We start from the raw sequence: 14655 nt of genomic DNA on the forward strand, positions 1-14655 counted from the left end.
CCGTTTCGTTACCGTCGCTCGAGTCAAGTCACAGACGGGTTACGAACGGAAGGACGGCAGGTTCTTGTCCAAGCACCGCGCGCCCTCCGCGACCCGCCGCTTCGGCACCACGCCCGTACCGGACGTGGCCGCGGTCGAAGTATCCGCAGGTCACACCGTCACCTACCGATCGGAATCGGTATCGGCTCCCAGTAGACGCGGGGCCCGGTACACCGACGACGACGTGGCCGTGCAGTCATATCCGCAGTACTCGGCTCAGCGTTACACCGGGTCATCACGTTTCGAGACCCACGGCTCCATGAATTACCGCAATGCCCCGCTCCACCCGGTCGACGACTCGCTCGACGACGGCCCCACCGAGGTCGTCACCGCGCTGACCGACCCGCAGTTCACCACGGACCCCAGCGGTTCCGACTCATTCGATCTCGCAGCTCCCGCTCGACGCGGTGGAGCGCACCGGATCCCCACCCCGCCCAGCGCCCTGAAGGGCCGCGCCGCCGTCGTCGCGGTCGCCGCCGGCGCGGTCGTGGCTGCCGGCCAGGCCGCGAACGGCGGGCCCGAGCAGACGCCCGACATCGCTCTCGCCGCCGACGACAACGCCTCGACCGTCGCGTCGACCGCCGAGCCGCAGGCCGCCCAGTTCGCCGCCACCACCGAGGGCAGCGCGCCGTCCCAGGCCCCGCAGGTGCTCAACGTCGCGGATCCGGCGGATCTGAGCCAGTTCTCGAACCTGCTCGCGAAGGGCCAGCGGTTCAGCCAGGAGCGCGCCGCCCGCGAGGCCGCCGCCCGCCGCCCGCTGTTCGTCCTGCCCGCGGTCGGCACCTTCTCCTCGGGGTTCGGCTCCCGCTGGGGCACCCTGCACGCCGGTGTCGACATCGCGAACGCGATCGGCACCCCGATCTACGCGGTCGCGGACGGTGTCGTGATCGACTCCGGCCCCGCCTCCGGGTTCGGCATGTGGGTGCGGCTGCAGCACGCCGACGGCACGATCACCGTCTACGGTCACATCGACTCCTCGCTGGTGTCGGTCGGCCAGAAGGTGATGGCCGGCGACCAGATCGCCCGCATGGGCAACCGCGGCTTCTCCACCGGCCCGCACCTGCACTTCGAGGTACACCTGGCCGGCGACAACAAGATCGACCCGCTGCCCTGGCTCGCCACCCGCGGCATCAGCCTGGGCCCCGAGCGGGACTGACGCCCGTCGCGGTCGCCGACCGCGTCAGCCGACCGTCACCCTCTTCGTCGCGCGCCCGGTCATGTGTGCGTCGGCCATCTCCTGTTCGGTCCGCTGCTCGCGGCGCAGCGCGGCGGAGACCGTGGCGCCCGCGTCCAGCGCGGCCCGGAGGGCGGGTTGCTCCTCGGCGAGCCGCAGCCAGGCGTCCCGAGGCGCGGTGCCCTCCTCGACGGCCTGGTCGAGCAGTGCCGCGAGGTGCCCGCTCCACCGCTGCTGCAGGGCCAGCAGTATCTCGTCGGACGATCCGAAAAGCTCTCGGGCACCGGGTATCTCGGCGAGCCTGCGGACCACGGTCGGATCGGCCTCGACCCGGGACAGCACGTCCTCGAGCACCTGCCGGCGGGCACGGAATTCGGTCCAGGACATCTCGTCACCTCCACGGAAACGTCGTGTGACACCCACGCTAGGGATGCGGCGCGGCGCGGTCGCCGTGCCGGAGTCGGGACTTCGTCTCCTACCCGGGTAGGAGAACGGCTCCGATTCCGGGCGGATGCGGCGGGCCCCACCCGCGTTTACGCTGACGCTGTGCCGGTCACGGAGTTCTTCCGACAGCGGCTGGCGGCGAGCGGGTACGACTACCCGATGGTCGTCCCGCTGTTCGAACACCTCGCCACCGCGGCGATCGCGGTGGTCGCGGTCGCACAACGCGATGCCTTCGTACCGCCCGGCCCGGCACTGGTGCTGGGCGTGATCGCAGTGGTCGCGCCGACGGTCGGGGACATGGTCAAGCCGGGCACCCTCGTGCCCCGGCCGATCCTGGCTGCGATCGTGATCGCCGCGACGACGCTGCTGATGCTCGACCCGCCGGCCACCGAGTTCGACGTCGCGCCGCTGTTGCTGATGATGATGGCCGGGGAGGTGGCGGCCACGTCCGGGCTGACGGTGAGCCTGGCGACACTCGCCGCGGCGACGGCCGTCCCGATCGCCTTCGCGATCAGCGGACGGCTCGGCGGCGCCGCGGCCTGGTACGTGCTGGCCGTCGTGCTGGGCTGGATCATCGGTCGCCTGATGCAGATCCAGCTTCGGCTGCTGCATCAGGAGCGGGAGGCCCGCGCCGTCCAGGCCGCGCAGTCGGCCGCGGCGGAGCGGCAACGCATCGCACGGGAGGTGCACGACGTGATCGCGCACTCGCTGAGCGTCACCCTGCTGCACCTGACGGCCGCGCGCCGCGCGCTCGAGCAGGACCGCGACGTGGACGAGGCGGTCGACGCGCTGACCGACGCGGAGCGGCTCGGCAGGCAGGCCATGGCCGACATCCGCCGCACGGTGGGCCTGTTGGGCACGGGGCCGTCCGACTCGCACCCGGAACCGGGGATCGGGGATGTTCCCGAACTGGTCGACGACTTCCGGCGTGCGGGTCTGCCGGTGCGGTTCGAGATGCGCGGCGACCCGTCCGGTGTCACCGCGGCGACCGGGCTCGGCATCTACCGCGTCTCCCAGGAGTCGCTGGCGAACGTCGTCAAGCACGCCCCGGGGTCGGGTGCCGATGTCCGGGTCGCGATCGGCGCCGACGCGGTGACCGTCGACGTCCGCAACCACCTGTGGGCTCCGGCCACTCGCACGGACCGGTCGACGGGCAGCGGACTGCGCGGCATGCGCGAGCGCGTCGCCCTGCTGGGCGGGGAGCTGCGCGCGGGCCCGGAGGCGGACGGCTGGCGGGTGCACGCCCGCATGCCGATGCCCGGCGGCAGCTGCCCGCTCGGCCTCGTCCGGCGCGCCCCGAGGCCGACGTGACGACGCCGGCGGAGGTTCGGGTGCTGTTGGTCGACGACCAGGAACTCGTCCGCTCGGGGCTGCGTCGGATCCTGCGCCGCAAGGACGGTTTCGTGATCGCCGGCGAGTGTTCGGACGGCTCCGAGGTTGTCGCCGCGGTGCGTGAGCACGATCCGGATGTGGTGTTGATGGACCTGCGGATGAAGCGGGTCGACGGCATCACCGCGACCCGAGCGCTCCGGGCCGACGCCGCACACCCGCCGGTGCTCGTGCTGACCACCTTCGACGACGACGAACTGCTGTCGGGTGCCCTCCGTGCCGGGGCGGCCGGGTTCATTCTCAAGGATTCGCCCGCCGAGGAGCTGATCCGCGGTGTGCGGACCGTCGCCGCCGGCGGGTCGTGCCTCGATCCGTCCGTGACGGGCCGGGTGCTCAGCACCTACCGCGCCGCCGCTCCGGTCACGGACCGACACGGTACAGCGGAGCTGACGGCACGCGAGACCGAGGTGCTGGCCCTGATCGGGCGCGGTCGATCCAACACCGAGATCGCCCGGGCCCTGGGCATTTCCGAGGTGACGGTGAAGTCGCACGTCGGCCACATCTTCGTCAAACTCGACCTGCGCGACCGCGCCGCGGCGATCGTCTACGCCTTCGACCACGGCGTCGTCACGCCCGGCGCTCCCACTCCCGGCGCCGCGGGCGGCGGCGGGTGGGACGTCAGAGCTTGACCATCGGCACGCCGCCGATCAGCATCAGCCGGACCTTGCCGGACGACCCGAAGTCGACGGTGACGGTCGCGGTGGTGCCGGCGCCCTTCGTCTCGAGGACGGTGCCGAGTCCGTACTTGTCGTGGCTGACGCGGTCGCCGACAGCGAGCACGAGGTGGTTGTTACGCGGACGGGCCACGCCGAAACTCGGCGTCGACTCGGCCTTTCCGCGACCGCCGAAGTCCCCGCCGCCGAAACCGCCGCCGCTGCCGTACCCACCGCCGTAGCCCTGCCCACCGCGGTACCGGCCGCCGCCGATCGCGCCACCCGCACCCGGGCCCGGGTCCTCGCGACGCCAGTCGATCAGGTCCTGCGGGATCTCCTGCAGGAAACGCGATTCCGGGTTGGTGATCGGCTGCCCCCATGCCGAGCGCAGCACCGCGCGGCTCACGTACAGCCGCTGCCGGGCGCGGGTGATGCCGACGTACGCCAGCCGCCGCTCCTCCGACAGTTCCGCCGGATCGCCGAGGGCCCGCATGTGCGGGAACTGGCCGTCCTCCCAGCCGGTGACGAACACGACGGGGAACTCGAGGCCCTTCGCGGTGTGCAGCGTCATCAGCGTCACGACGCCGTCGCCGTTGTCGGGCAGCTGGTCCGAGTCCGCGACCAGCGACACGCGTTCGAGGAACGCGGCCAGCGAGCCGGGGTCGGGTTCGCCTTCACCGATCGCGGGGTCGTCCTCCCCGGCCGCGGCCAGCGCCCCTTCGAGAGCGTCGTCGACGACCGTGTCGATCCCGGCCGCGTTGCGGGCATCGGAGCTGAATTCGCGTGCGACACTGACGAGTTCGTTGAGGTTGTCGAGGCGGGCACCGTCCTGCGGGTCGCTGCTGGCCTCGAGCTCCGCGCGATAGCGGGTCTTGTCGAGGACCGCCTCGACCACCTCGCCGACGTCGATCAGGCCGGTGTCGTCGGGCTGCATCGACTCGCGGATCTCGTCCATCATGTCGAGGAAGCCGGCGATCGCCTTCTGCGAGCGGGTGTTCAGCAGCGGCACGGTCCCGTCGGCGGCGTCGCGGAGCGCGGCCGCGAAGCCGATGCCCCGCTGCTCGGCGTGGACCGCGACGCAGGCCTCGGCGCGGTCCCCTATTCCGCGGCGCGGCGTGTTGAGGATCCGGCGCAGGCTCACCGTGTCGTCCGGGTTCTCCAGCACCCGCAGGTACGCGACCATGTCGCGAACCTCCTTGCGCTCGTAGAACCGGACGCCGCCGACCACCTTGTACGGCAGGCCGAGCCGGATGAAGACCTCCTCGAGCGCGCGCGAGGAGTTGTTGGTGCGGTAGAACACCGCGACGTCACCGAACTTCGCGTCGCCGGTGTCGACGAGCCGGTCGATCTCCGATGCCACGAACGACGCCTCGTCGTGTTCGTTGTCGGCGACGTAGCCGGTGATCAGGTCACCCTCGCCGGAGTCGGTCCACAGCCTCTTCTCGCGGCGGCCGGTGTTGCGGGCGATCACCGCGTTGGCGGCGGACAGGATGTTCTGCGTGGACCGGTAGTTCTGCTCGAGCAGGATCGTGCGGGCCTGCGGGTAGTCCCGTTCGAACTCCTCGATGTTGCGGATCGTGGCGCCGCGGAACGCGTAGATGGACTGGTCCGCGTCACCGACGACGCACAGCTCCGACGGCGGCACCGCCGCCCCCTCCTCGCCGACCAGGGTGCGCACCAGCACGTACTGGGCGTGGTTGGTGTCCTGGTACTCGTCGACGAGTACGTGCCGGAAGCGGCGCCGGTAGTACTCGGCGACCTGCGGATGGTTCTGCAGCAGCGCCACCGTCTCGCCGATCAGGTCGTCGAAGTCGAGAGCGTTCGCCGCCCGCAGCCGCGCCTGGTAGTGCCCGTACACGCGGGCGACCAGGCGCACCACCTCATTGGTCTCGAGCTCCGCGTTGGCGGCGGCCTCCTCGGGACCGATCAGCTCGTTCTTCAGGTTCGAGATGTGCGTGGCCAGCAGCCGCGCCGAGTACTTCTTCTGGTCGATCTCGAGGTCCTTCGAGATCATCGTCAGCAGCCGCCGCGAGTCGTCCGCGTCGTAGATCGTGAAGTTCGAGTTCAGGCCCGGCAGCAGCGCGGCCTGCATGCGCAGGATCCGCACGCAGCTGGAGTGGAACGTCGCCACCCACATGCTGTTCGCGCGGGGCCCGACGAGGTGCGCGACACGTTCCCGCATCTCCGCCGCGGCCTTGTTGGTGAACGTGATCGCCAGGATCTGCCCGGGGGTGACGTCCCGTTCGGCGAGCAGGTGGGCGATGCGCCGCGTCAGCACCGCGGTCTTGCCCGACCCGGCACCGGCGACGATCAGCAGCGGCGACCCGGTGTGCACGACGGCCTCACGCTGCTGCGGGTTCAGTCCGTCGAGGAGGTCCGCGGTCGCGGTGCGGGCGCCGGGGTGAGCTGCTGCGGAGAATGTGTTCATCGCCTGTCCACGCTACCGCCGTGCACCGACAACGGTCGCCGCGGCCACACCTACCTCCACCCACTCCCGGACGCGACGGGCCACGCGTGGCAAAATGGGGTCATGCTCAGCGCCGACGATCGCCTCCCCTGGCGATTTCTTCACGGGTACCGGACTCCGGTGCCCGTGGCCTGATCAACCCACGAGCCCCGCGGTCCGCGTCCGGATCCGGGGCTTTTTCGTGAGAGGGCCCGGAGCGGACGGCGACCGAGGGCCGACAGCGATCCAGCCGGTGATCCGCGCCGGCTGGTGACCCGAGCCGAACCGGTCACCCGAGCCGGCCAGTGACACGAGGAGTTTGTACACAATGGGTGCCCCCCTCTCGCCGAACGGCGACACCACGAACACCGACGCCGACCTGCCGACCAGCGAGGCCGAAATCGACGAGCTCCGCAAGGAGATCGACCGGCTCGACGCCGAGATCCTGGCCGCGGTCAAACGGCGCAGCGAGGTCTCCCGGATCATCGGGCGCACCCGGATGGCGTCCGGCGGTCCCCGCCTGGTGCACAGCCGGGAGATGAAGGTCCTGGAGCGCTTCAGCGAGCTGGGCCAGGAGGGCCACACCCTCGCGATGCTGCTGCTCCGGCTCGGCCGCGGACCGCTCGGGCGCTGACGCGGCCGGGCACTCCCGCGCGGCGGTCGGTGTCCCCGGACCGGCGCGGCGACCGGCGGTGCTGGTTCGATTCAGCGTTCTCAATTGCTGGAAGCACCCCAGCGGTCGTGGGCGGGTGCCGATAGTGTTTCGAACATGAGTCTCGACATCACCGCGACCTCCGCCTGGCAGAAGCTGCGCGCGCACCACGGCCTGGTCTCCGACCGGCACCTGCGCGAGTTCTTCGCCGAGGACCCGGAGCGCGGGCGCGAGCTCACCGTCACCGCCGCCGACCTGTACATCGACTACAGCAAGCACCGGATGGACCGGGAGGCGCTGCGACTGCTGGTGGAGGTGGCCCGGGCCGCGGGCGTCGAGGAGCGCCGGGACGCGATGCTGCGCGGCGACCACGTCAACACCTCGGAGAACCGGGCGGTGCTGCACACCGCGCTGCGGCTGCCCAGGGGCGCCTCCCTGATCGTCGACGGCCACAACGTGGTCGCGGACGTGCACGCGGTGCTCGACCGGATGGGCGAGTTCACCGACCGGCTGCGGTCCGGACAGTGGCGCGGCGCGACCGGCAAGCGCATCACCACGGTCGTGAACCTCGGCATCGGCGGCTCCGACCTGGGGCCGGTGATGGCGTTTCGAGCGCTGCGGCACTACGTCGACTCCGGTGTCACCGCACGGTTCGTGTCCAACATCGACCCCGCGGACCTGGTCGGCAAGCTCGCCGGGCTGGACCCCGCGACCACCCTGTTCATCGTCGCGTCGAAGACGTTCACGACCCTGGAGACCCTCACCAACGCGACGGCCGCCCGCCGCTGGCTGGTCGACGCACTCGGGGAGGACGCCGTCGCCGGCCATTTCGTCGCGGTGTCCACGAACGCCGAGCGGGTCGCGGAGTTCGGCATCGACCCGGCCAACATGTTCGGATTCTGGGACTGGGTCGGCGGACGGTACTCGGTCGATTCGGCGGTGGGTCTGTCGCTGATGTGTGTGATCGGCCGGGAGGCGTTCGGCGAGTTCCTGGCCGGCTTCCACGCGATCGACCGGCACTTCGCCGAGCGTCCGCTCGAGTCCAACGCCCCGGTCCTGCTCGGCATGATCGGGCTCTGGTACTCGAGCCTGTTCGGCGCGGATTCGCGTGCGGTGCTGCCGTATTCGAACGACCTCGGACGGTTCGCCGCGTACCTGCAGCAGTTGACGATGGAGTCGAACGGGAAGTCGGTGCGGGCCGACGGATCCCCGGTGTCGATGCCGACCGGCGAGATCTTCTGGGGTGAGCCGGGCACCAACGGCCAGCACGCCTTCTACCAGTTGTTGCACCAGGGCACCCGGCTGGTACCGGCCGACTTCATCGGATTCGCCGAGCCCACAGACGATCTCGCGACGATCGACGGCGCCGGATCGATGCACGACGTGCTGATGAGCAACCTCTTCGCCCAGACGAAGGTCCTCGCGTTCGGCAAGACCGCCGAGGAGATCGCCGCCGAGGGCACTGCCCCGGAACTGGTGCCGCACAAGGTGATGCCGGGAAACCGGCCGTCGACGACGATCCTCGCCCCGAAGATCACCCCGTCGGTGCTCGGGCAGCTGATAGCGCTCTACGAGCACCAGGTGTTCGTCGAGGGCGTGGTGTTCGGAATCGACTCGTTCGACCAGTGGGGCGTCGAACTCGGCAAGGTGCAGGCGCTCGAACTCGAACCTATCCTGACCGAGCCGCAGGCTCCTGCCCGGCAGGGCGATTCGTCGACGGACACCCTGGTGCGCTGGTACCGGCACCGGCGCGGTCGCCTGGTCTGACCGTTCCGCCGCGCCCCGGGAGGGTGCGGCGCCTAGGCCGCGTGGTCGTACGGCGGCAGGTGCCGCCACGCGTCGGTGATGCGCACGCTGCCGTGCCGGTACGCGACCCGCGCGGCGAGGTCGTTCTCGGTCAGCCATCGCAGCGCGGCGACACCCTGTCCGACCGCCGCGAGCGCGGCCGCGTATGCCCACAGACCGTCGTCGGCGACCACGGTGACGCAGTCGAGTCCGGAGTCGGGGGCGCCGCCGGCCGCCGCCGGCGCCCGCGCCGACGCCAGCGCGCTGCCCGCCCGCACCTCGACCTGGGCCCCGCGACCCGGAACCGCGCTGCCCGCCTCGACCTGCCACCCGCCGATCGGGCAGTGCCCCCACGTCGCCACGACCTCGTCGACGCGGACCAGGACCCCACATTCGAGGGTGTCGGCGGCGCGCCGCGCCACCCGGTGCGCGGCCCCGGCCTTCGCGGTGCCGGTGATGTCGAGGAACGCACCGAAGGGTGCGAACACGGTGTCGCCGTCGACCCGCACGTCCAGGAAGCACGGGGCGGGCTGCGCCGGCGTCTGTTCTCCCACCCGGGCGCACTCGACCGACAACGGGGACACGGCGCCGCCGGTCATCCGGGCCGCCCACAGCGCAGCCCGGATCAGACCGCCCAGCTGGCTGCTGACCCGCACGGGCGTGCCCTGCGCCTGGTTGACGGTGTGGATCTCGGCGTCGCCGCGACCGAGGTCGCAGGCCGCCCGCACCTCGGACAGGGTCGCTCTCACGATCGCGGTGGCCTCGGAGAGGGCTGCCCATTCGGTGACACGCACCTCGACCTCGCTCCCCCAGGTGCTCCACGATGTGCTCGGGGCCATGATCCTGCGCTCCACGACGATGCCGACGCTGACGCGCATGAGTCAGCGAGTACTGAGTACTGAACTACCAGTATGCGCCCTGTTCCCGAGCGCGGAGGTGGGGTTTTTCCCGGCCGCCGGGGCGATGCCGACGTGCGGTACGGTCGCCGTCATGTCCAGACGGTCGCCGAGGGTCCGGGCGCAGCGACTGTCGGTCGTCGACGAGATGTTCCTGCGCACCCATCGCGGATTCGGCACCCCGGTCGTGATGCAGGGGCTGTGGCGCGGCGGCGACATCGAACCGTCGGACCTGGTCCGCGTGCATGCCGCCCTTTCGCAGGGGCCGCTCTCCCGCACCGTGATCCGCCCCTCGGTTCCGGGCGCCCGGCCGCGCTGGCAGCCCGGCGCCGCCCCGTGGCCGATCGAGTGGGCGCCGTCCACGGTCCCCAGCGACGCGGTGGTGGCGTGGGCGGACACGGTCGCGGCCCGGCCGGTGGACCCGGAATCCGGGGCGGGATGGCGGCTCGCGGCCGCGCGCCTCGACGGCGGCGGCACGGTGCTGTCGCTGGTGTGCTCGCACGTGGTCGCCGACGCCCGGGGGCTGGCGACGGTGCTGGCCGCCGCGGTCGCCGGTGCCCCGGCACCGTCCGAGGATCCGCCGTCGCACCGGGTGCGCGACGACGCGGCCGACGCCGCCCGGATGGTCATCGGAGTGGGCGCGCGCACCGTCCGCGCCGTCGCGGGCCTGGTCCGCCACCCGTCGCGCCGCGCCGAACTGCGCTCCGCGCCGGTGAGTGCCGGTCACCCCGATCGGGGTGACCGGCACTCACCGGCGACGGAGTCGCTGATCACGGACATCGACGCGGACCGGTGGGACGCCGAGGCGGCTCGCGCCGGTGGGACGCCGAACTCGCTGCTGGTCGCGGTCGCGGTCGGGATCGCCGCCTCCGGTGCGCCCGGGCCGCGGGGGGTCGGCGTACCCGTGGACCGCCGCCACGACCCGCCGATGCCGGGGAACGCGGTCGACATGGTCGAGGTCGCGGTGCGCCCCGGCGACTCCCCCGCCGCGGTCCGTGACCTGCTGCGCGCCGCCTACACCCGCCCGCCGATGTCGAGCCCGGCCGGATTTCCGCCGGAGCTGCTGCAGCTGGTTCCGGATGCCGTGGCGTACCGGCTCGCCCCCGACCCCGGGGAACGGGACGTGCTCTGCTCCAACATCGGCGCCGTGCCCGCCGCGCTGGCCACCATCGGCGGGGCCCGCGCGGACGCGGTCGCGACCCGGGCGGTGCACCCGGGCATCACCGCGGACCGGATGGCGGCCTCCCGAAACCGGCTGTCGGCGTATCTGTGTCGGCTCGGTGACCGGTACACGCTCGCACTCGTGTCGAAGGATCCGGGCCTGCGGGAACGCGCCGCGACCGAGCTCGCCCGGCGCGGCCTCACCGGGCGACAGTGGTGACCGTCCGGCCTAGGCTGGGTGGACCGGCAGTCGAACACCACGGGAGGCCGCAGATGAGCGAACAGGACATCCTGACCCGCATACGCGAGCTGGTCGAGGCCGAACACGAGCTCCGAGCGAAGACGGAGTCCGGGCAGCTCGACCCCGACACCGAGCGGGCCCGTCTCGCCTCCGTCGAACAGACGCTCGACCAGTGCTGGGACCTGCTGCGGCAGCGGCGTGCCCGCGCCGATGCCGGCCTGCCGCCGGACGAGGTGCCGGTCAGCCCGGCCAGCCAGGTCGAGGGCTACCTCCAGTAACCCGGCGCCCGGCCGCGCGCCGTTCTACCGTGGTCGCATGCCCTCCGAATCCGGCGCCGTGGCCCCGACCGAATACGACGTGGTCGTGATCGGCGGTGGTCCGGCCGGCGAGGTCGCGGCGCAGTACGCCGTGGCCGGTTCGGACCGTACGGCGGTGATCGTCGAGCACGAGCTGCTCGGCGGCGAGTGTTCGTACTGGGCGTGCATGCCGAGCAAGGCGCTGCTCCGCCCCGGGTCGGTGCTCGGGGCCGGACGCGCGATGGCGGGTGTCCGGGAATCGTTGGGCGGGAACACACTCGACGTCCCGTCCGTGCTGCGCCGGCGCGACCGGTTCACCTCCCACCACGACGACAGCGGTCAGGAGAGCTGGGCGACGTCGGTGGGTGTCGACGTGCTCCGGGGCTCGGGCCGGCTCGCCGGGGACCGCGCGGTCGTGGTCGACACGGCCGACGGGACCCGCACGCTCGCCGCCCGGCTCGCGGTGGTCCTGGCGACCGGGTCGTCGCCCACCGTCCCCGCGACGCCGGGCCTGCGCGAGGCGCTGCCGTGGACGTCGCGGGACGCGACCAATCTGGCGGAGGTGCCCGACCGGGTGGCGATCATCGGCGGCGGAGTCGTCGCCTGCGAGGCCGCGAGCTGGTTGCTGGACCTGGGGGCTCGGGAGGTGACGCTGCTGGTCCGCGGCCCGGCGCTGCTCGCGTCGGCCGAACCGTTCGCCCGGGACGCGGTGGCCGCGGCGCTGCGGGCCCGCGGCGCCGAGGTACGCACCGGGGTCAGCGCCGCCGCGGTGCGCCGCGCGTCACCACGCGACACCGGGGTCGGCCGGATCCACGGCGGCCCGGTGACCGTCTCGCTCGACGACGACTCCGACCTCGTCGTCGACGAACTGCTGGTCGCGGCCGGACGCCGCCCGGCGATCGCCGGCCTCGGGTTGGAGTCGGTCGGACTCGACGCCGTCAGCACCGACGACCATCTCACCGTCGCGGGTGTCACCGGCAACTGGCTGTACGCGGTCGGCGACGTCGCCGGCCGCTCGCCCCTGACCCACATGGGCAAGTACCACGGGCGGATCTGCGGCGACGTGATCGCGGCCCGGGCTCGGTCCCACTCCGTCGACGGTGACCGGTACCGCGCCGGCGCCGACGGCTCCGCCGTCCCGCAGGTGGTGTTCACGTCCCCGGAGGTCGCGTCGGTCGGGCGCACCGAGCGGGCCGCCCGCGCCGCGGGATTCGACGTGGAGACGGTGGACCTCGACATCGCGGTGGCCGGGTCCTCGCTGTCCCGCGACGACTTCACCGGCCACGCGAAGCTGGTGATCGACCGCGCCTCCGACACCCTCCTCGGGGCGACCTTCGTCGGCACCGAGGTCGCGGAGCTGCTGCACGCGGCGACGGTCGCGGTGGTCGGCGCGGTCCCGCTGCCTGCGCTGTGGCACGCGGTCCCCGCGTATCCGACGGTGTCCGAGGTGTGGCTTCGACTGCTGGAGGCCCGCCGTGGCTGACCCGCTGGTCGTCGTCACCGCCGACGGTGCGGTGCAGGGGCGCGAACAGCACGGGCTGCGGTCGTGGCGGGGCATCCCGTACGCCGAACCACCCGTCGGGGACCTGCGACTGCGCGCGCCCCAGCCGGTCACACCGTGGTCCGGTGTGCACGATGCCACCGAGTTCGGCTGCGCCGCACCCCAGTCCGGCCGCATGGCCCGATCGATCCGGACCGGCGAGGACTGCCTGACCGTCAACGTCCTTGCCCCCGCCGCCCGCAGCGAGGACCGTCGGCCGGTGATGGTGTTCATCCACGGCGGCGCCTACAGCACCGGCGCGCCGTCGACGCCGCTGTACCACGGGGATGCGCTCGTGCGCCGCGGCGACGTGGTGTACGTGTCGGTCGGCTACCGGCTGGGCGCGCTCGGCTACCTCGACTTCGGCGACCACGCCACCGCGCAGCGGCCGTTCGACTCGAATCTCGGCCTGCGCGACCAGGTCGCCGCGCTGTCGTGGGTGCGGCGCAACATCGCTGCGTTCGGCGGCGATCCCGACAACGTCACCCTGTTCGGCGAGTCCGCCGGCGCCAACGCCGTCACGACTCTGATGTGTGTGCCGTCCGCCGCGGGCCTGTTCCAGCGCGCGATCGCCCAGAGTCCCCCTGCCGCATCCGCGTACGGCCGCGACCGCGCGCGGGCGTGGGCCGGCGAGTTCCTCGAACTGCTCGACCGCGACTCCGATCCCGTCCGCGCGCTCACGGAGGCGCACCCCGACGAACTGGTCCGGGCCGGCGACAGTCTCGCCGCGCGGGGCGCCGACGAAGCCCCCGGGACGCGGGCGTTCGCGCCGGTCGTCGACGGCGACCTGCTGCCCCGGCACCCGCTGGACGCGTTCGCCGCCGGGCTCGCCCATCCGGTGCCGCTGATCATCGGAACCAATGCCCGTGAGGGAACGATGTTTCCGCGGTTCCTCGACATCATCCCGACCGACCCGGAGCGGATCGAGAATATGTTCGCCGAAACCGACCCGGCCCTGGTGACCCGCATCCTGGAGGCCTATCCCGGCTACCCGGACCGGCACGCCGCGGTCCAGTTGGGTGGCGACGTCACGTTCTGGGAACCGTCGATCCTGGTGGCCCAGGCGCACACCACCGCCGCGCCGACCTACATGTACCGCTACGACTTCGCGCCGAATCTGTTGCGCTGGACCGGTTTCGGTGCCACTCACGCCACCGAGCTGCTCGCCGTGTTCGGGGCAGGCGACCGTCCGCTGGGCAAGGCCGCGGCGGCTCTCGGCGGCCGCGACGGGCTGCGGGCCGCCACGAACATCCTGCAGTCGCACTGGCTGCACTTCGCCCGGCACGGGCATCCCCGGGAGACCTGGCCGGTGTACGGCATCGATCGGCGCGAGACGCTGATCGTCGACACCGTCGCGCGCGTGGAGGACGACCCCGACGGCGACAAGCGACGGGCGTGGATCGGATATCGGCACCGTCGATGACGAGGAATGTCGGCACCACCGCTCGACGAATAAACAATTGCGAATATCACCAACAATGAATGTCGAAAACAAATCGGTGGCGTGCGCCACATTTGCGTTGCATATTCGTCGGGGCTGCCGGATGCTCTCCCGGGGATCGAATACCCCGCCATTTCGCGACACACAGGAGAGAGCATCGATGGGTTCTGCCGATTTTGTTCCGTACCTCGACTTCGCCGCGGATTTCGCCGGCGCGACCGGCGATCTGTTCAGCGCGCTGAGCTTCTTCACCGGTTCCGCCGGGGCCGCAGGCGAGCTGTCCGGATAGCCAACGGCGTCGCCGCACAGCCACTTTTCGACGCCGGCTGGCAAAGAAGATTCGCAATTGACGGAAATTACCCGGCACCCGTGGCCCGGCGTCAAGATGCGGGACCGTGAGCGCCAATTTCCCGTATACCTCGTTGCGGAGCCACGCCGCGGCGACGAAAGCTGACCGAGGGACGCCGCGTCCCGCACATGTTCCGTGCAACGACACAG

13 protein-coding genes are annotated in these 14655 nt (G+C 71.9%); 10 read left to right on the forward strand and 3 right to left on the reverse strand.

Annotation, left to right across the window (positions count from 1 at the left end):
• Window positions 1–64 precede the first annotated feature (64 nt).
• The gene (locus tag ABD951_RS24860) at window positions 65–1195 is read left to right on the forward strand and encodes a M23 family metallopeptidase (protein WP_425569955.1); all 1131 of its coding nucleotides are present in this window, start codon (window positions 65–67) and stop codon (window positions 1193–1195) included.
• A gap of 24 nt (window positions 1196–1219) precedes the next feature.
• Here ABD951_RS24860 and ABD951_RS24865 read toward each other — a convergent pair whose 3' ends face one another.
• On the reverse strand, window positions 1220–1600 hold the full coding sequence (locus tag ABD951_RS24865) for a hypothetical protein (RefSeq protein WP_345351876.1): 381 nt from the start codon (window positions 1598–1600) through the stop codon (window positions 1220–1222).
• A gap of 159 nt (window positions 1601–1759) precedes the next feature.
• Here ABD951_RS24865 and ABD951_RS24870 point away from each other — a divergent pair, with 159 nt between their 5' ends.
• Window positions 1760–2968: a sensor histidine kinase gene (locus ABD951_RS24870; protein WP_345351879.1), complete on the forward strand. Its 1209-nt coding sequence runs from the start codon at window positions 1760–1762 to the stop codon at window positions 2966–2968.
• A gap of 20 nt (window positions 2969–2988) precedes the next feature.
• Window positions 2989–3675, forward strand: a complete 687-nt coding sequence (locus ABD951_RS24875) for a response regulator (protein WP_345351882.1) — start codon at window positions 2989–2991, stop codon at window positions 3673–3675.
• Here the strand turns inward: ABD951_RS24875 and pcrA are convergent.
• Window positions 3665–6127 carry a DNA helicase PcrA gene (pcrA, locus tag ABD951_RS24880; RefSeq protein WP_345351885.1) on the reverse strand — a complete coding sequence of 821 codons (2463 nt, stop codon included), beginning with the start codon at window positions 6125–6127 and terminating at the stop codon, window positions 3665–3667. The two genes, ABD951_RS24875 and pcrA, sit on opposite strands and share 11 nt — an antisense overlap.
• 346 nt (window positions 6128–6473) lie before the next feature.
• On the opposite strand from pcrA, the gene ABD951_RS24885 reads away from it, so the two are divergent.
• Window positions 6474–6779 (forward strand): chorismate mutase, encoded by a 306-nt coding sequence (locus ABD951_RS24885; protein ID WP_345351887.1) that lies wholly within the window; start codon window positions 6474–6476, stop codon window positions 6777–6779.
• A gap of 135 nt (window positions 6780–6914) precedes the next feature.
• Window positions 6915–8564 (forward strand): glucose-6-phosphate isomerase, encoded by a 1650-nt coding sequence (pgi, locus tag ABD951_RS24890; RefSeq protein WP_345351890.1) that lies wholly within the window; start codon window positions 6915–6917, stop codon window positions 8562–8564.
• 32 nt (window positions 8565–8596) lie between these two features.
• Here the strand turns inward: pgi and ABD951_RS24895 are convergent, their stop codons facing one another.
• On the reverse strand, window positions 8597–9460 hold the full coding sequence (locus ABD951_RS24895) for an FAD:protein FMN transferase (RefSeq protein ID WP_345351893.1): 864 nt from the start codon (window positions 9458–9460) through the stop codon (window positions 8597–8599).
• Window positions 9461–9572: 112 nt separating this feature from the next.
• Here ABD951_RS24895 and ABD951_RS24900 point away from each other — a divergent pair, with 112 nt between their 5' ends.
• From ABD951_RS24900 to ABD951_RS24920, 5 genes are all read left to right on the forward strand, one after another.
• Window positions 9573–10859 (forward strand): hypothetical protein, encoded by a 1287-nt coding sequence (locus ABD951_RS24900; protein ID WP_345351896.1) that lies wholly within the window; start codon window positions 9573–9575, stop codon window positions 10857–10859.
• 53 nt (window positions 10860–10912) lie between these two features.
• Window positions 10913–11158 carry a DUF2630 family protein gene (locus ABD951_RS24905; protein ID WP_345351899.1) on the forward strand — a complete coding sequence of 82 codons (246 nt, stop codon included), beginning with the start codon at window positions 10913–10915 and terminating at the stop codon, window positions 11156–11158.
• 37 nt (window positions 11159–11195) lie between these two features.
• On the forward strand, window positions 11196–12659 hold the full coding sequence (locus ABD951_RS24910; protein ID WP_345351902.1) for a dihydrolipoyl dehydrogenase family protein: 1464 nt from the start codon (window positions 11196–11198) through the stop codon (window positions 12657–12659).
• On the forward strand, window positions 12652–14139 hold the full coding sequence (locus ABD951_RS24915) for a carboxylesterase/lipase family protein (RefSeq protein WP_345351905.1): 1488 nt from the start codon (window positions 12652–12654) through the stop codon (window positions 14137–14139). The genes ABD951_RS24910 and ABD951_RS24915 overlap by 8 nt, the downstream gene beginning before the upstream one ends.
• A 178-nt stretch (window positions 14140–14317) precedes the next feature.
• The gene (locus ABD951_RS24920) at window positions 14318–14446 is read left to right on the forward strand and encodes a hypothetical protein (protein ID WP_345351908.1); all 129 of its coding nucleotides are present in this window, start codon (window positions 14318–14320) and stop codon (window positions 14444–14446) included.
• The last annotated feature ends 209 nt before the right edge of the window (window positions 14447–14655 follow it).

This window comes from Rhodococcus olei (assembly GCF_039540555.1).
GTDB classification, from domain to species: domain Bacteria; phylum Actinomycetota; class Actinomycetes; order Mycobacteriales; family Mycobacteriaceae; genus Rhodococcus_G; species Rhodococcus_G olei.